We start from the raw sequence: 16,360 nt of genomic DNA, 5'->3' as shown, positions 1-16,360 counted from the left end.
CATCCTAGTATAAAAATGATTGCAATATTCTAATCAATACAAAGTCAACTAGTCTTCTTATTTTTTGTCAATTATTTTATTTAATAAATGCAATAAAATTGTCCATAATTGTTATTTTTATTATCTTAAGTTGCTATAATAAGTTTATGAATAAAAATACTTTGCAAAAAAACAAAAAAATAGCCAATGCTATTATGTACTACATATACACGCATATAGACATTGATATAGATTTAGATGAGTTAAGTAAAGATCTGGAAATAAGTAAGTTCCATATGCACAAAGTTTTTAAAAAAATATTTGGAAAAAATATATATGAGAGCATTAAATCTATCAGACTTCAAAAAGCATCAAGCCTTCTTCTTACAAATAAATTCTCATCCATTTCTGAAGTTGCAAACCTATGCGGTTACAGTTCCCATTCATCATTTATAAAAGCTTTTAAAGGTAAGTTTAACGTCTCACCCAAAGAGTGGAGGAACGGTGCATATAAAAGTTATTCAAATTCGATATTAAAAGCTTCAAACATATCGACAAAAACAGATATTGATTTTTCAAACATATCAGCAACAATAGTAAATATGCCCTATATTGAAAGCTACTACATCAGAAACAACGGTTATATCAAAAATGTAAAAGAGACGTGGCAAAAGCTGTATACATTTATTTTAAATAATAAAGTAAAAAAATATAAAATGGCAGCTCTTTTACATGATAATCCTACGGTTACATCTTTGGATGATTGTCAATATATAGCATGTATTATTACCGGTGAAAAAGAAGAGTTGTTTACAAAAAGACTTCCAAAGTTTAAAATATCTGATGGTGTATATGCAAAATTTGACATTCAAGGAAGTAGTGAAGATATATTAAGGTTTATTCAGTGGGTATATCATGACTGGTTAGTTGACAGTGAATATGAAACAACTACCAAACCATCATTTATTATTTACAATAAAAACGGTTATTTGGAAGATAATGGCTTATTTGATATAAGCTACTATCTGTCTATTAAGTTTTAATTTCTAGTTTTAATACTTAACTCTATATTTATCTATACAAGTTATAGTTATAGGTAGATGCTTCAAGAGGAGTCTAGTATGAAAGTATTATTTTCTATAATATTAACCTTTACATTTTTTGGATGTCAAAGCAGTAACTCTACTTCAGAATCAAAATACGGAAAAAATACTCCAAAGGACAATATAAAAGCAAAACAACTGTTTCAAAAATGTCAAAGATGTCATGGTGAGAGAGGTGAACTTCATGCAATTAGAAAATCTGACATAATAGCCTTTTATAAAAAAGAAGAAATAGTTGAAGCATTAAAAGACTATCAAAAAGGGAAAAGAAATAAACATAGGTTTGGTCACTTAATGAAGGGGATAGTCTCAGATTTTTCTGATCATGAGATCCACATTCTTGCTGAATATATATCTCAATTCAAAAAATCTAAAAAATAAATTTCATTATTTAGATTTCTGATTTTATTTTTTAGTTGTAAACAATGTCCCTTTATTATGCACACCTTCTAGTAGATAGTCTCTGGCAGCACTCAGATCATAACCGTTACATAAAAACATCTCTAAACCGTTATCAAGCATATATTTAGCAGCTTTGAGTTTTGTAACTATTCCACCTGATGCAAATTCCGAATTTGGAGTATGTTTTTGTTCTAACTCATTATCTTCAATTTTTTTTACTGTTTTTCTTATTATTGCATTTGGATTATCTTGAGGATTAGAATCATAATAACCGTCTATATCACTTAAGATAACTAATAAATCTGCGCCAGTATGATGAGCTACATGAGCCGATAGTTGATCATTGTCACCAAAAAGCTGTTCCGGTGTTGTTGAAATATCATTTTCATTTACAATTGGCAAAATGTCGTTTCTTAAAGTTCGCTCAATAATATCTTGAACTATCTGTGTATGTACACGAGAATCAAAGTCCTCTTCAGTTAAAAGTATTTGCGATATAGTTACATCATAGATATCAAATAGTTTTTTATATGAACTCATGAGTATCGGTTGCCCTAGAGAAGCTAAAACTTTTTTACTTGTAGGTACTTTTCTGTTAAGTTGAACTGCAGTGTACCCTGCTGCAACAGCACCTGATGAAACAAGTATTACTTCATATTTTTCTCTAGCTTCTGCTATCAGACCTACAAGGTTTAACATCCTCTGCTTAGCTATACTTGTTGTCTCTGTCAACACTGAACTACCTACTTTAACTACTATCCTTTTCAAATATATCTCCTACTTATTTAATCTTTTTTGTACTTCATCAAAATTTTTCAATATTGAGCTTGAATTTACTTGAGTATATTTACTGACTATCAATATTGTTATCCAAGAAAATATAAATCCCGGTAACAGTTCAAATATGTCAAATATACCACCCTCTAACTGCTTATAAATTATCACTGTTAAAGCTCCTACAACCATACCTGATATAGCCCCTATTCTATTAATATTTCTGTTATAAAGACTCAAAATGATAATTGGTCCAAATGCAGCACCAAAACCTGCCCACGCATAAGCGACAAGACTAAGTACGCTTGAATTTGCATCAGTTGATAAATACCACGCAATAACTGCTATACCTATTACGGTAGCACGACCTACCCATACCAGTTCCTTATCACTTGCATCTTTATGTATAATCGAATGATATATATCACGAGTCAAGACAGAAGAAGATACTAGTAATTGAGAATCAACCGTACTCATAATTGCTGCAAGTATTGCCGCAAGTAAAAAACCTGCTATCCAAGGGTTGAATACAAGTTGTGAAAGTGTTATAAATATCTTTTCACTATCGGCCAAGTCTACACCATTTGCAGTTACATAAGCAAGTCCGAAAAAACCTACACTAAGTGATCCGATGATTGAAATACCCATCCAACCCATACCAATATTTTTTGCTACACACATCTCATCTTCATCTCTAATAGACATAAATCTAACTAAGATATGAGGTTGACCAAAATATCCAAGACCCCATGTTAAAAGTGATATAACACTTATTACAGATGCCCCAGCCACCATATCCAGATGTGTAGGATCGATAGATTCTATTGTACTTAAAGCACTTGACACACCACCAAGTTCAGTAATAACTACTATAGGAGTTATTACAAGAGCTAACATCATGAGTATTCCTTGAATAAAATCTGTCCAGCTTACAGCGTTATAACCACCTAAAAATGTATATGACACTATTACAAAACTACCTATTAAAAGTGCATCGGAGTATGCTATATTAAATGTAGCTTCAAAAAGTTTAGCACCTCCTACAAGTCCTGAAGATGTATATAAAGTATAAAAAACCAAAATCACTACAGCAGTTACAACTCTTAAAGTATTACCCTTATCTTCAAAACGATTTGCAAAATAATCAGGAATTGTTATGGAATCGTTTAAGTGATGTGTATATACACGTAATCTTTTTGCAACATACTTCCAGTTAATATAAGCACCTATTAAAAGTCCCACAGCGATCCAGCTACCAACAAGTCCATCACTATACATCATACCCGGCAACCCCAAAAGAAGCCATCCACTCATGTCTGATGCCCCTGCACTAAGAGCTGTTACACTTGGATTAAGTCCACGCCCACCTAGAACATAATCACTCAAATCACTTGTTTTAAAATAAAAGTAAAATCCTATTGCCAGCATTACCAGCATATATCCTATAAACGATATTAATATCTCAGTCTGCATCCTTTACACCTCCTCAACCGTAAGACCTTGAATACCTAAATTACCATATCTGTGATATGAATTAGATACACTTTGTTCTATAAAATAATGCATTAGTTCAAGTCTTCCGTGAGATACGAAGTTATCACTTGCAATATAGATAGCTTTATCTGCTATAGAGTCATAAATTTTTTGTGTTACGTTATCAGGATGTAAAAACCTTACTCTTTGAACTCCAGGTATCTTAGAGATCAACTGTTCTTCATTATCACGATTTATACTATCGTCTTTACCAATAAAAGATCTGTGTTTAGACTCAAGCCAAATAAATTCTGCTTTTTTAGATTTTTCAGGGATAGATATATGTAAAGATGCACCAACCATTTTAATGGCCATAATAGTTGTAAGTATCTCATCAAGTTGATCATTTTCTTCTATTCTGAGAAGTACACTTTTTACAGGAAGATATCGAATAATGTTACTCTCACCTCTTATATGGGCATAGTCATGTTCTTTTAAAAATTCCGCCTCTAACCAATGTGCAAAATGACAGATATGTCTAAGAGCAGCTTCACACTCTTCATTAAATACCGTATCTCTTGTGAGCATAATTCTCATCTGATCAATAAACTGGTTTGAACAAGATTCATAAAGGTTTGTCTCTTTGTAATCTATATTCATAAACTGACTTACATAATTAAATCCACCTGCCTTTTTACCGCTTCCTATAGCAGATTTTCTCATTCCTCCAAAAGGTTGACGGATTACGATCGCACCAGTCGTTCCACGGTTTATATATAAGTTTCCGGCTATTATTTTTTCTCTCCAGTAATCTTGTTCTCTTTTATCTAAAGTTTCAATTCCTGATGTTAAACCATAGCCGGTAGAATTAACTATATCAATAGCATCATCCAGATCTTCTGCACACATTACACTAAGTACCGGACCAAAAAGTTCATTCATATGACAAAAGTCATTTTTCTTAGTACCCCATCTAACAGATGGCTTTAACATATAAGGATTTCCTCTGTCTGCAAAATCCGGTTTAACAAGCCACTCTTCACCCTCATCTAGATATGAAAGAGATTTTTTAAGCTCCCCGCTTGGAAGATTGCTTAATGTACCTATACGATTTTTAAAATCCCATACTGAACCTGTTTCTAATGACTCGACTGCTTCTTTTAGTGCATTTTTAAAGTTTTCGTCTTCATACACCTCTTTTTCTAAAACTAAAAGAGATGTTGCAGAACATTTTTGTCCAGAATTATGAAATGCTGACACAATTACATTTTTAAGTGCCTGATCGCGATCAGCCATAGCTGTAACTATAGTTGCATCTTTACCGCCTGTTTCTGCACTTATATGTATATCCGGTCGAGCTTTTATGATGTTGTAAGCAGTTTTTTCGCCACCTGTAAATATCACAAAGTCTATATCTTTACTAGGAATCATATGCTTACCTACATCTGAACCCTGAGCCGGAACAAACTGAAGCGTATTTTTGCTCACCCCTGCATTCCAAAAACACTGACATAATCTGTAGGCACATAAAATCGCATCTTCTGCAGGTTTTAAAATTACAGTATTTCCAGCAGCTAAACTTGCCGCAACACCGCCTGCAGGAATAGCAACAGGAAAGTTCCATGGACTGATCACGAGTCCAACGCCTTTAGGTGATGTCTGTACACCAGTAAGTGCTGATGTTTTTACTACGCTGTAAGGATAGAAGTTTAAAAAATCGATTGCTTCACTTACCTCTACATCAGTTTCTGTAAACACCTTACCAACTTCAGCAGCAGCTACACCTATTAGATCAGCTCTGCTAGCTCTTATCTCATGAGCTACATCCATTAAGATCTTCTGTCTATCCTCTACACTTAGTTTTCTCCAACCGTCTGCATCTTCTTTTGCCGCAGCTATAGCTACTTTCATATCATTTTCTGAAGCTTCTACATAGTGACCTACTATTTTGTTTTCATGATATTGGCTCTTATCTATTACATCTATATGCTTATCGTCTTGAATAATTTTTCCGCCGACAACAGGATAAGCATTAAAGCCTCCTATATCACTTATATTCTGCCATTTTTCGCGAATCTTTTCTGCCCACTCTCTATTTGCTTTTAAAACAAAATCAGTGTCACTTTCATTTGCAAAGTGATAATGCTCTATATCAATATTTTCTTTCTTTAGCTCTTTATTTCTATCCTGATCTCGGTTTGGTTTTTGACTTAGAGTCGGTATTAACTCAACTGCATCATCGTAAGTCTTTACTAGTGTATCCCAAGCCGGTGTATCAACTTCAAGTCCAAAGCTGTGTCTTAAGAAGTTTTGCTCAGCTGTATTTTCATCAAATCTTCTAACCAAATATGCTATTGCATTTGTAAATGTATCTTTTGTAGCAGTCGGAGCATAAAGAATTACATCAAGACCTTGTTTTTTTAAGATCTCATAAGCTGCTTCACTCATCCCTTCAAGCATCTCAGCAGTTACATACTTCTCTACACCCCTTGTCTTTGCCAAAAGCATAGCTAGTGCATGATCAAACAAGTTGTGTGAAGCTACACCGGTATGAACATAAGGTGCCACTTTAGGATCAAGTAAAAAGTCCATAGCTATTTTAAAATTTGCATCAGATTCAGCCTTGGAAGAGTAAGTGACACTTGGCCAGCCTCTGAGTGATGCTTCTGTAAGTTCCATCTCCTGATTTGCACCTTTTACAATACGGATCTTTATAGGTGCACCGCCACTCTCTACTCTTCTTTTAGCCCAGTTATACAAGTCTTTAATATAGATCATTGCATCAGGCAGATATGTTTGAATAACTATTCCCGCTTTTAGATCTTTAAACTGCTCTTTTGATAGAACTTTTTTGAATGCATCTATTGTAGTTTCAACATCTCTATACTCTTCCATGTCTAAATTTACAAACTTGTAATGTTTTACATTATCTTTATCAATGTAAGTATTTTCTTTAGCTGCACTATATACCTTTTCAAGTTGTAAAGATATATGTTCTACATTATTATTGTGTGCATGCGGAATAATTTGAGAAAATAGATTTGAAATTTTGATTGAAAGATAATCCACGTCCGGATTTTGAAGAAGTTTAATATATTTTGAAACCCTTTTAGCAGCTTCTTGCTCACTTAAGACTATCTCACCTATTACATTTATATTTACACGAGTACCTTCATCTTTTCTAGCTTTCATATGTTTTGAAAGTAGTGGGTCCTCACCTTTGATTACGATCGAGCTTATATCGTCACGAAGATACTTTACAAACATTGGAATAGATATAGAGCTTACATATACACCTATATCGCGAAAAAGCCATATCAAAATTTGTTCAAACTGTGAGAAAAAATCCGTAGCCTTATATTTATCAAATATATGTTCTAACTGATCAGCTACTCTGTCAGGATTGTGTGAGCGGAAACTTTGATCTAGCAATTCAATAAGAAATATTTTGTTAACCGGATTTTTCAACATCTTAAGCATCATCTCGTGAAAATCTTGTTCTTTACTTTTACGGGAAACTTGTATCTCTTTTTGCCACTCATATGCAACACTTTTTACATCTTGAACAATTTTATCGGGTATACTCATTAAATATTATCCTTATACAATGTTATATCTCTGCTTTACTGTAGTATAATACAGTTAAAATGTCAAACTCAACTCATTTTATGTATAATATTTACAATATTTATGTAATTATTTTACATAAACTATTCCATGCTTTTAAATATATTTATCTATTATTTTTTGTATAATTTCGAAAAAACAAGGTTGTATATGGCTTTATTGAATAATAAAAAAAATGTATTACCACTTAGCAGTATTGCAGAAATACTAAGTGCAAAACCTAGAACTCTAAAAATGTATGAAGATAAGGGGCTGCTTCCAATCAAAGATGATATAAAAAAGCTATACTCTATAGATGATGTTAAATCTATAGCATATGTACATTACTTGGCAAGTGTTAAAAAGATAAATGCTAATGGGATCAAATATATTTTAGAGATACTAAAAGACAATATGGATGAAAAAACACGTAACGACTTTTTAGATCTTGTGGAGACAGAGATGGAAAAACTATCTGCTACAGATGTAAAAGATGCAACAGATATATAAAGTTAATCCCTAACTTTATATATTTTCTTTCGCTCTTTAGAAGAAGGGATATCAAGAAGTTTTCTATACTTTGTAATGGTACGTCTTACCATCTTCATATTATACCTTTTCATAACATTGTCAACTAAATCTTGATCTGTTAATGGTTCTTCATGATTTTCATTCTCGATCAGATTTTGTATGTAGTTCTTTATCTCAGAAGATGAAAGATTTTTTGATACTGCATTTGTAAAAAATGATTTTAAAGAGAATATTCCGCGATCACATTTTATATACTTATTTGATACTGCTCTACTTATAGTTGACTCTTCAAAACCTATATCGTCAGCGACTTGAGCCATCGTCATAGGTTTTAACTCACTTCCTATAAAAAAGCCCATCTGCTTCTCTACAATTAAAAGAACTAGTTTATATAAAGTTGACTTTCTAAGTTCAAGTAAGTTTACCAGATCCCTTGCCTCTTTAAGCTTATCTTTTAACTCATCATTTTTGCTTTTAAAAGGATCTTTTATTGTTATGTCAGGATAATAACTGCTATTCATTGTAACAGTAATATCATTGCTAACATCAACAAAAAAATCCGGAATTATATATGCATTTTCCTCTTGATAATCAACAGCAGGAGGTGATTTAAACCGATGAATAAGATCAGTTGCTTCTTCAAATCTATGATGTTTGTGAAATTTATCTATACTTTTTAAATTAGATATCAACTTTTGAGTAAACAGGTTAAGTTCTTCATCAACAGGTATCTGAGATAACTGAAATAAAAATGACTCTGTTAAGTCTAGAGCTCCGACACCTGCAGGATCTAAATAAGCAAATCTTTTTCTAATACTTTCGACAAACTCTTTTGTAGTATTACAACTCTCGGCAATACTATCAATATCACCGTCAAAATAACCTTCACTATTTATATTAGAGAGTATCTCATTAGCCACTTTTTGTGATATTGGAGTAGGAAATATAGGTGCTTCAATCTGATTAGATACAACATCGTATAATGATTCTTTAGATATATTTATATCTTCTATAAATTCGCCACTAGAGTAATTTGATTCAAAAGATGACTTGTATTCTAAAAATGGATTGTCAAAACTATGTTCTTTAAAAATTGTTTCTAAATCTTGTAGAGGTGCCTGTAATAACGGCAACCATAATCTTAATGATAGTTGTAAACCCTGCTTTTGGGTTGTGCTTAAATTAAACGTACTTGACATATCTAATTGTACTCAAACTTAAGCATGTTTGAGTACAAAGTATGTATATTTTTTATACAGTTTTATGATTAATATTTTAATCTAACTAGACCGTTTGGTTTAACGATTTTCATTTGGCATGAAAGACGTGAGTTTGGAGTACAAGTTCCAGAACATACTTCTTTAAGAACTTTAACTTCTTTATCAGTTTTATCAGATAAAAATTCCATACCAGACTCAACTTCTACTACACATGTACCACATTCACCATCACGGCAACCGAAAGGAAGTGCTGAACCACTTGCTTCTACGATATCTTGAATTGTACTACCTTCTTTTACATTGATTGCTAAAAAATCGTTTACGATCTCTACTCTTGTTGTCATTATCTCTCCTTGTTTTTGTTTAATGTTTTTTATGCAAACGGCTTGATGATTACATCACCTTTAACCAATGTTTGACATGCTAATCTAACTTTCGGGCTAATAGTAAACTGTTGACAATGTTCTGCATCTTTAGGTTTTAATACGCCCATTTCAACCAGTTTATCTAATTCTTTATCTTCAATATAGTTTGTAGGTTCTGTGTCCTCTATATTTTGATAACTGATTAAACAGCTAGCACATTCACCATCTTGACACTCAAAATTAATAGGTATACCATTTTCTTTTGCGAGTCTAACTATTGGTTCACCTATAGCTGCATGATAAAGACCGTCTTTGGCTTTATCAAAACCCATAAAAATCACTTTTGCCATCTTTTCTCCTTATTATTAGATTGCTATTTATCTAGCTTATTCATTTTCTCTCTGTGAGCTTGCATTGCTTGACGATCTAATTCATCCTCATCAACAAAATCATCTTCCATTGATTCCAACTCATGCTCACGACATCCGATAATCTCAACCTCCATCTCAGTTCCAAAAAAGTGCACTTCATAAACTCTGATCACTTGAAGGAACTCTCCCATGTCCTTAATATACCCAATACTACCTTTTGGCATCATCAATGTACCAATTTTTGCATGAGGATATGTTCCATCGTTTACAACATCAGCTAAAAGTTTTACTTTTTGTCCAACTTTAAATTTCGGTTCTTCTTCATCTCTGCCTGAACGACTTGCTGTAACGCTGTCATGCAACTTAACGTTCGGATCAAACATCATTTCATCATTATTAGCAGCCACAACTATTTCCTGGTTGTGGTGTACAACTCATACAACCACCTAATTTTCCGCCTTCAAACATGTTCCAAACATCTGCTGCACTAGGTGCGTAACCATTAGCAAATTCTCCATACACTTTTAGAAGCGAATACTTTAAAAAATCCAGTAGTCTTTCATTTTGACCCACAAGATTTTGCATACCAGTTCTTATAAGTGTCCCATATTCTTTCATAATATGAAATCTTTTAACGTTTACCAGACTTGAATCATATTCTAAGTCAAAAAATTCAAAATAATCTTCCGCATCAGTTAGTTCATAAAACTCATCCAATGACTTTGTTTCAGTATTCATAAATTATTCCTTTTAACTACAAGGTGTATCAATTTGCGTGGTAATTGCCATTGGTACATTGCTTATTTTTTTGTTTATCTGAGTAGTTAATGCTTCAGCATCTTTTTCACCTGTACGGATTCTTTCAACACCGCCAACTTCTAACCACCACATTTTTCCAGCTCCACGGCCTAAATCATGGGCATTGCTTCTAATACATTCCATTACTATATCTCTATGTTCTACATCAGAAACAACAATTTCGAGCTTTACTTTAGCTGCTAAATCTGTAGGCTGGTTATCAGCTTCAATTAGTCCAAAAGAACCCTTGCCGATAACATCACTTACAGTAATTCCTTCAATATTGTTGGCAAACAAATCTTCTAATATGCTTTTTAGGTTGTAAGTATTTACAACTGCCATTACCATATACATTTTAGCCTCCTATAATTCTGACTTTAAGACACCTATCCACTTCTCTATTCTTTCAGCTGTTTTATCAGATTCATTATGTTCATCTATTGCTAGACCACATAACTTGTCATCCATTTCAGCTAAAGAAAATTCATATGTATAGTCATCTTTTGGTATAAAACCTATTGCTTTTGCTCCAGCTTCAGTGAAAGTTTTATGTAGTTTTCCTAGCGCACTACAAAAGTGTTCACCGTGTTTTTTACAGTCACCTGCTCCAAAGAATGCAACTGTTTTTCCAGAGAAATCTATTTCATCGTCTTCTATCTCTAATATAGGATCAACCCAAGAAAAGTGTAAATCACCTTGTCCCCATGTAGAACTACCTAAAAATAGAACATCATATTCTAAAAGCTGATCTTCAACATCGTCGAAGTCCTCTTCCATATTTATTACATCATCCTCATCAATACCAAACGCTTCTACTAAAGCGTCTGCAACTTTCATACTAGTCCCACCGGCAGTTCCTACAAAAATACCTATTTTACTCATTTACTATCTCTCCTTTGTGTTTTTAGTTTATTTTTTATATTCTTCGTAAATTTCAAGTGCATTTTTAAGAAGTTTATCACCTTCTTTTACTAAATCTTCATACGTACGGAATGAAAATCTATGTGCATCTTTAAAAAATTTATTTACAATCACTATTTTGTCAGCTATTACTACAGCACGACCAAAACCTTCGTGACTCATCTCCATAACAACTGAACACATAATTCCAGTTTGTTTCTCAAAAGCTAAAGCTATTGCTTGATATATAAGTCTTATATCTTGAATTTGCATCTCATCGATATCTGCAATAACAGGAATATTTTTTAAATCTTCTTTAGATTTTATATACTTCTCTTTTAATATATCTTCATCTTCTCTATTAGCCCATGTACCAAACTGATCAAGTGCTCTAACTTGAGATATTAAAGTATCTATAAATAAATTTTCCATTATGCAGCCTTTTTATCTATAATTTTTTTAATAAACGGAGGAGGATTTCCATTTAACATCTCTACAAGTTTTTTTAACTCTTCATCTATAGAAATAACTTCTTTATATTTTATAGGAAATATTCCCTTATTAATAATTTTAGCCGCAGCCGTTGGACCTATATTTACAAAATACACAATGTCGTTACCAGCTAAAAGGGCTACTGTTTTATCAGTATCTTTATCTTCAATTTTTATAATTGTCGATATTTCAAAACCCTCTTTGCTAATATCGTAAATGTTAAACTGTTTTGCACTACCGAAGTGCGCATCTACGTTCTCATTATCATTTGTAGCAAAAGCTACTCTTATCGTACCACCAGAAGCAGTATTTGAAGTTACTTGTATAGTTGAGCTCATTGTGTTCTCCATTTATATTATTTATATTACTAGTTGCATATAGTGTTCCCTAGAAACTTATGCACATTTTCTTTGTTTTAAAAAACTTGAAAGGTCGCTGTCCATACTTAAAAGATGTGAATTGAACCAATTTGGCAGACCCTCTTTAAAATATGATTTTAAAATTTTTTTGCCAATCATCGTATTTGAACCGTTTATAAAATACTCCATCTCATAAAGCACTTTTTTATGCTCATCAGAATGTTCTTTAAGTCTAGGATAGTTATTCTCTTTCATCAACTCTTCTTCATGACAAAAATGTACTTTAGTTTGTTCTAATATTTTAATCATTACATTTTTGTAACTCTCTTGAGATTCATCTTCAAGTGAGTTATATATGTCTATAAAATCTTTGTGATGTGAATCCATCTCTTCATGATTTAATGTATGCTTTGAAATATCGAAATTCATTAGTGTGCTCCATGGTTATGATTGTTCATTGTATTTGCAATCTCAAAAAGAAGATAACATGAACCTTCATATAAAGTGTCGTTAATCATTTGGTTTCCTACAATCTCATAGTTTGGAAAACCTCTTAAGATAAGTGCTTTTTTATGTTTATGAGCAATTCTTTCACCGTGAAAATTGCTAATTAAAAGATCAGCATCATCAAGTGCATTTTCTACATCTTCAAAATCACCAATAATTATTTCACAGTCTAGCTCGTCTAAAATATCTGTTTTTGTAGGTATTACAATTGTCTTAACATCTGCACCAGCTTCGATAATGGTAGTTGCAACACTTAAAGCTTCATCCGCTTCTAAAGCGATAACTACTTTTGTACCGCCTATGGCAAAATGTGTATCAAGCAGTGCATCTTGAAGTCTTTTTCTCCATCTAACTACACTCGGGCTTGGTTTTGATAGTTTTTTAAACTCCATTATCTGTCTATAAAAATCATCTGCTTTTAAGAGTCCACTTACAGTATCAAAATGCATATGTGTTGTTTTTTCATTTTTTTCTAAGAATTTCTCACCGGCTTTCTTAACAGAATCTCCTATTGAGATAACTAAAGCACTATCGCCTAAAGCTTTAATCTCATCAACACTTATACCACCACTACTAAGTGCACCCTGTTTTAATCCTAAATGACCATCAAGAGATTCACTCAAATCAGGTAATGCAAATGTTTCAAAGCCAAACATTGATATCTGCTCTTTTATTTTTTCTACTTCTATAGGTGTTAAGTTTACGTTTGGAATTAAAAGGGCTTTATTTGTATTTATATTATCTTTTGGTTCTACAAGCTGCTCTATTATTGCTTCAATACTTTTAGCAAAACCACTTTCTAGACCACCTTCAAAATCAGGTGTATGTACATAAGTCATTAGTTGCTGATCTTTAAGTAGAAAAGTAGCACCCTTAATATCATCACCTTTTGTCTCAGTTATACCTGTTGTAAATAGCCCGACTAGATCAGGTTGAACTTTTTTAGTGATATTTTTTATAGCTTCACTTATAGAGTAATCACCACCGTCAATTACTGCGGTAATATCATTTACTGCTGTTGTTTGAATTGCTATTGGATCTGAGAAATGTCTAGTAAAAAATACTTTTGAAAAAGATGCACATCCTTGAGCTCCGTGCATCAAAGGCATACAGTTTTTTATACCTAAAAAGCAAAGCAATGCTCCCATTGGCTGGGATAATTTTATTGGATTTATCTGTAAAGGTTTGTTCATAATTAATTCCTTTTCTACATAAACACTTACATATAGTATTCCATTGAAGTTTATAGAAAAATTAGTTTTAGAAGTATATAAATTCCCCAAAATGGGGAATTGAAAGAGTCAGTGAACTAGCACTGATAAGTTGTTTTAAACTCGTAAGCAGTCGGACGACCTTCATCTGGCCATACATCACGCTCAAATTTATAACCTTGGTAAGTATCAATGAAATCTTGAGTAAATACAGGTTTTAAGAAGTCATTATCACGGATAAGTGCTTCAAGTGATCCTCTTAGTGTATGAGGCATTTGTGGTATTTTTCTCTCACGAATCTCATCTAAAGTTAATTCGAATAGATCTTCATCCATTGGGCCAACAGGAATCTCTTTATTTTTGATACCGTCTAATCCAGCCATCATCATAGCAGCGAATGCTAAGTATGGACATGCAGTAGAATCTGGGAATCTCATCTCAATACGAGTAGCTTTCTCACCAGCACCGTAAGGGATACGGCAAGATGCAGAACGGTTTTGAGAAGAGTAAGTTAAAATACTTGGAGCTTCGAAACCTGGAATTAAACGCTTGTAAGAGTTAGTTGACGCATTTGTAAACGCAGCAACTGCACGAGCGTGTTTAAAGATACCACCGATGTAGTGTAAAGCAGTCTCAGAAAGGTTACCATACTCACCCTCTTTATAGAAAAGGTTTTTACCGTCTTTCCATAATGATTGGTGTGTGTGCATACCGTTACCGTTGTCACCGTAAAGTGGTTTTGGCATAAATGTAGCAGTTTTACCGTTTAGGTGTGCAATCATTTTTACAACATATTTATATTTTTGAACATTATCAGCTGCACCGATGATGTCACTGAATACGATACCAATCTCACCTTGAGCTTGAGCAACTTCGTGGTGACCAAGAACAACTTCTAGTCCTACTTGCTCTAATACTTGCATCATCTCTGCACGCATATCAACCATAGAATCAGTTGGTTGAACAGGGAAGTAACCACCTTTAGTTCCTGGGCGGTGTGCTGTATTTAAATCTTCAAAATCAGCATTTGAATTCCAGTCACCTTCAGATGAATCTACTTTATAACCAGCTTCATTGATATTGTCTACAAATTTTACATCATCAAAAATGAAAAATTCATTCTCAGGTCCGAAGTAAGCTGCATCAGCAATACCTAATTCATCAGCATGTTTAAGTGCTTTTTTAGCGATTGAACGTGGACATTTCTCATAAGCTTGACCTTTGTAGATATCATAAACATCACAAAATACGATAATAGTTTGATCAGCTGTAAAAGGATCTAAGAAAGCAGTTCCTACATCAGGCTTTAAAAGCATATCTGATTTATTGATCGGCTGCCAAGCTTCGATTGATGAACCATCAAACGGAAAACCGTTTTCTAAATTCTCAGGATTTACAGCACTCATTCTGTAAGTTAAGTGGTGCCAAGCACCTTTAATATCCGTAAATCTTAAATCTACGAATTCAACCTCATTCTCTTTACAAAAAGAGAAAAACTCATCTATATTGTTAACAAATTTACCCATTAAGTTCTCCTTATTAGTCTGCGACAGTATATCAAATTTTTATTTATTTTTGAACAGTTTGTTGTTTATTTTTTAATCATGCGTGAATTTTTATTTATTTTGTGATAGTTTAAAGTAGGTTTTTGCCCATTTTGAATGTAGAATGGGAGAAAAATGGGCAAATGTTCTTAATTAGAACAATAAACCTGCCCTAGCTGGCTAGAGCAGGAAATAATAAAACTAGATAGCTTCGCTACCAGTTTCACCTGTACGGATACGGATAATTTTATCTATATCACTAACGAATATTTTACCATCACCGATTTTACCAGTACGAGCTGCTTCTACGATAGTAGATGTAACTTGATCTACATCTTTATCATCAACGATTACTTCTATTTTATTTTTCGGTAAAAAGTCAACTACATATTCTGCACCACGGTAAAGCTCAGAATGACCTTTTTGACGACCGTATCCTTTTACATCACTTACAGTGATACCAGTAATACCGATCTCTGCAAGTGCATCTTTTACATCTTCTAATTTAAATGGTTTTACAACCGCTTCTACTCTTTTCATTATATTGCTCCAAATTTATTATATTATTGAAGTCAAAACCTTATAGGTTAAGACTTTTTTCACCATGAACAGCTTCGTCAAGACCAACTTGCTCAGTCTCTTCATCTACTCTACCACCACCTGTGATTGCTGAAGCTATATAGTAAACGATTATAGTACCAACTAATGTAAAGATACCTACTACT

General features: G+C 33.1%; 19 protein-coding genes and 1 pseudogene. 3 read left to right on the top strand and 17 right to left on the bottom strand.

Translation table 11 applies throughout. The features are described 5' to 3' along the window. Positions 1-146 precede the first annotated feature (146 nt). The gene (locus ABZA65_RS09400; RefSeq protein ID WP_373072986.1) at positions 147-1,022 is read left to right on the top strand and encodes a GyrI-like domain-containing protein; all 876 of its coding nucleotides are present in this window, start codon (positions 147-149) and stop codon (positions 1,020-1,022) included. Between the two features lie 78 nt (positions 1,023-1,100). Then, complete coding sequence (locus ABZA65_RS09395; protein ID WP_373072984.1) at positions 1,101-1,463, top strand: cytochrome c; 363 nt, start codon at positions 1,101-1,103, stop codon at positions 1,461-1,463. Between the two features lie 24 nt (positions 1,464-1,487). Here the strand turns inward: ABZA65_RS09395 and proB are convergent, their stop codons facing one another. From proB to ABZA65_RS09380, 3 genes are read right to left on the bottom strand one after another with little or no spacing between them, the layout of a single operon-like run. Further along, positions 1,488-2,252 carry a glutamate 5-kinase gene (proB, locus tag ABZA65_RS09390; RefSeq protein ID WP_373072982.1) on the bottom strand — a complete coding sequence of 255 codons (765 nt, stop codon included), beginning with the start codon at positions 2,250-2,252 and terminating at the stop codon, positions 1,488-1,490. 9 nt (positions 2,253-2,261) lie between these two features. After that, positions 2,262-3,731, bottom strand: a complete 1,470-nt coding sequence (putP, locus tag ABZA65_RS09385; RefSeq protein ID WP_373072980.1) for a sodium/proline symporter PutP — start codon at positions 3,729-3,731, stop codon at positions 2,262-2,264. A 3-nt stretch (positions 3,732-3,734) separates the two neighbouring features. Continuing rightward, the gene (locus ABZA65_RS09380) at positions 3,735-7,319 is read right to left on the bottom strand and encodes a bifunctional proline dehydrogenase/L-glutamate gamma-semialdehyde dehydrogenase (protein ID WP_373072978.1); all 3,585 of its coding nucleotides are present in this window, start codon (positions 7,317-7,319) and stop codon (positions 3,735-3,737) included. A 189-nt stretch (positions 7,320-7,508) separates the two neighbouring features. On the opposite strand from ABZA65_RS09380, the gene ABZA65_RS09375 reads away from it, so the two are divergent. Further along, complete coding sequence (locus tag ABZA65_RS09375; RefSeq protein WP_373072976.1) at positions 7,509-7,847, top strand: MerR family transcriptional regulator; 339 nt, start codon at positions 7,509-7,511, stop codon at positions 7,845-7,847. A 2-nt stretch (positions 7,848-7,849) separates the two neighbouring features. Here the strand turns inward: ABZA65_RS09375 and ABZA65_RS09370 are convergent, their stop codons facing one another. The 14 genes and pseudogenes from ABZA65_RS09370 to ABZA65_RS09305 form a co-directional block, all read right to left on the bottom strand. Beyond that, a complete protein-coding gene (locus ABZA65_RS09370) occupies positions 7,850-9,067 on the bottom strand; it encodes an RNA polymerase factor sigma-54 (RefSeq protein ID WP_373072975.1) in 1,218 nt (405 codons plus the stop codon). A 68-nt stretch (positions 9,068-9,135) separates the two neighbouring features. After that, entirely contained in the window at positions 9,136-9,432 is a 297-nt protein-coding gene (locus ABZA65_RS09365; RefSeq protein WP_373072973.1) for a 2Fe-2S iron-sulfur cluster-binding protein, read from the bottom strand. A 29-nt stretch (positions 9,433-9,461) separates the two neighbouring features. Next, a complete protein-coding gene (locus tag ABZA65_RS09360; RefSeq protein ID WP_373072971.1) occupies positions 9,462-9,803 on the bottom strand; it encodes a 2Fe-2S iron-sulfur cluster-binding protein in 342 nt (113 codons plus the stop codon). A 23-nt stretch (positions 9,804-9,826) separates the two neighbouring features. Further along, complete coding sequence (locus ABZA65_RS09355) at positions 9,827-10,231, bottom strand: nitrogen fixation protein NifZ (protein ID WP_373072970.1); 405 nt, start codon at positions 10,229-10,231, stop codon at positions 9,827-9,829. Then, positions 10,221-10,562, bottom strand: a complete 342-nt coding sequence (locus tag ABZA65_RS09350) for a nitrogenase-stabilizing/protective protein NifW (RefSeq protein WP_373072968.1) — start codon at positions 10,560-10,562, stop codon at positions 10,221-10,223. The genes ABZA65_RS09355 and ABZA65_RS09350 overlap by 11 nt, the downstream gene beginning before the upstream one ends. A gap of 12 nt (positions 10,563-10,574) precedes the next feature. Next, the gene (locus ABZA65_RS09345) at positions 10,575-10,976 is read right to left on the bottom strand and encodes a P-II family nitrogen regulator (RefSeq protein WP_373072966.1); all 402 of its coding nucleotides are present in this window, start codon (positions 10,974-10,976) and stop codon (positions 10,575-10,577) included. Positions 10,977-10,985: 9 nt separating this feature from the next. Next, positions 10,986-11,504 carry a flavodoxin gene (locus ABZA65_RS09340; RefSeq protein ID WP_373072964.1) on the bottom strand — a complete coding sequence of 173 codons (519 nt, stop codon included), beginning with the start codon at positions 11,502-11,504 and terminating at the stop codon, positions 10,986-10,988. Positions 11,505-11,531: 27 nt separating this feature from the next. Then, positions 11,532-11,954 carry a NifX-associated nitrogen fixation protein gene (locus ABZA65_RS09335; RefSeq protein ID WP_373072962.1) on the bottom strand — a complete coding sequence of 141 codons (423 nt, stop codon included), beginning with the start codon at positions 11,952-11,954 and terminating at the stop codon, positions 11,532-11,534. Then, positions 11,954-12,352 carry a nitrogen fixation protein NifX gene (gene nifX, locus ABZA65_RS09330; RefSeq protein WP_373072960.1) on the bottom strand — a complete coding sequence of 133 codons (399 nt, stop codon included), beginning with the start codon at positions 12,350-12,352 and terminating at the stop codon, positions 11,954-11,956. Before nifX ends, ABZA65_RS09335 begins: the two co-directional genes overlap by 1 nt. Before the next feature lie 57 nt (positions 12,353-12,409). Next, the gene (locus ABZA65_RS09325) at positions 12,410-12,802 is read right to left on the bottom strand and encodes a bacteriohemerythrin (protein ID WP_373072958.1); all 393 of its coding nucleotides are present in this window, start codon (positions 12,800-12,802) and stop codon (positions 12,410-12,412) included. Further along, positions 12,802-14,073, bottom strand: coding sequence for a nitrogenase iron-molybdenum cofactor biosynthesis protein NifN (gene nifN / locus ABZA65_RS09320; protein WP_373072956.1), 1,272 nt, complete (start codon positions 14,071-14,073; stop codon positions 12,802-12,804). The genes ABZA65_RS09325 and nifN overlap by 1 nt, the downstream gene beginning before the upstream one ends. A 116-nt stretch (positions 14,074-14,189) precedes the next feature. Beyond that, positions 14,190-15,617, bottom strand: a complete 1,428-nt coding sequence (gene glnA, locus ABZA65_RS09315) for a type I glutamate--ammonia ligase (protein WP_373072954.1) — start codon at positions 15,615-15,617, stop codon at positions 14,190-14,192. A 219-nt stretch (positions 15,618-15,836) separates the two neighbouring features. Then, positions 15,837-16,175: a P-II family nitrogen regulator gene (locus ABZA65_RS09310; RefSeq protein WP_373072952.1), complete on the bottom strand. Its 339-nt coding sequence runs from the start codon at positions 16,173-16,175 to the stop codon at positions 15,837-15,839. Positions 16,176-16,215: 40 nt separating this feature from the next. Beyond that, positions 16,216-16,360 (bottom strand): annotated as a pseudogene (locus ABZA65_RS09305) (ammonium transporter); the annotation flags it as partial.

The organism is Sulfurimonas sp. (assembly GCF_041583195.1).
Taxonomy (GTDB): Bacteria; Campylobacterota; Campylobacteria; order Campylobacterales; family Sulfurimonadaceae; genus Sulfurimonas.
This window is presented reverse-complemented; position numbering and strand designations above follow the sequence as displayed.

Coding starts and splice junctions, on each gene's coding strand:
- ABZA65_RS09400 (WP_373072986.1), top strand. CDS start 147: ATGAATAAAAATACTTTGCAAAAAAACAAAAAAATAGCCAATGCTATT.
- ABZA65_RS09395 (WP_373072984.1), top strand. CDS start 1,101: ATGAAAGTATTATTTTCTATAATATTAACCTTTACATTTTTTGGATGT.
- putP (WP_373072980.1), bottom strand. CDS start 3,731: ATGCAGACTGAGATATTAATATCGTTTATAGGATATATGCTGGTAATG.
- ABZA65_RS09380 (WP_373072978.1), bottom strand. CDS start 7,319: ATGAGTATACCCGATAAAATTGTTCAAGATGTAAAAAGTGTTGCATAT.
- ABZA65_RS09375 (WP_373072976.1), top strand. CDS start 7,509: ATGGCTTTATTGAATAATAAAAAAAATGTATTACCACTTAGCAGTATT.
- ABZA65_RS09370 (WP_373072975.1), bottom strand. CDS start 9,067: ATGTCAAGTACGTTTAATTTAAGCACAACCCAAAAGCAGGGTTTACAA.
- ABZA65_RS09365 (WP_373072973.1), bottom strand. CDS start 9,432: ATGACAACAAGAGTAGAGATCGTAAACGATTTTTTAGCAATCAATGTA.
- ABZA65_RS09360 (WP_373072971.1), bottom strand. CDS start 9,803: ATGGCAAAAGTGATTTTTATGGGTTTTGATAAAGCCAAAGACGGTCTT.
- ABZA65_RS09350 (WP_373072968.1), bottom strand. CDS start 10,562: ATGAATACTGAAACAAAGTCATTGGATGAGTTTTATGAACTAACTGAT.
- ABZA65_RS09345 (WP_373072966.1), bottom strand. CDS start 10,976: ATGTATATGGTAATGGCAGTTGTAAATACTTACAACCTAAAAAGCATA.
- ABZA65_RS09340 (WP_373072964.1), bottom strand. CDS start 11,504: ATGAGTAAAATAGGTATTTTTGTAGGAACTGCCGGTGGGACTAGTATG.
- ABZA65_RS09335 (WP_373072962.1), bottom strand. CDS start 11,954: ATGGAAAATTTATTTATAGATACTTTAATATCTCAAGTTAGAGCACTT.
- nifX (WP_373072960.1), bottom strand. CDS start 12,352: ATGAGCTCAACTATACAAGTAACTTCAAATACTGCTTCTGGTGGTACG.
- ABZA65_RS09325 (WP_373072958.1), bottom strand. CDS start 12,802: ATGAATTTCGATATTTCAAAGCATACATTAAATCATGAAGAGATGGAT.
- nifN (WP_373072956.1), bottom strand. CDS start 14,073: ATGAACAAACCTTTACAGATAAATCCAATAAAATTATCCCAGCCAATG.
- glnA (WP_373072954.1), bottom strand. CDS start 15,617: ATGGGTAAATTTGTTAACAATATAGATGAGTTTTTCTCTTTTTGTAAA.
- ABZA65_RS09310 (WP_373072952.1), bottom strand. CDS start 16,175: ATGAAAAGAGTAGAAGCGGTTGTAAAACCATTTAAATTAGAAGATGTA.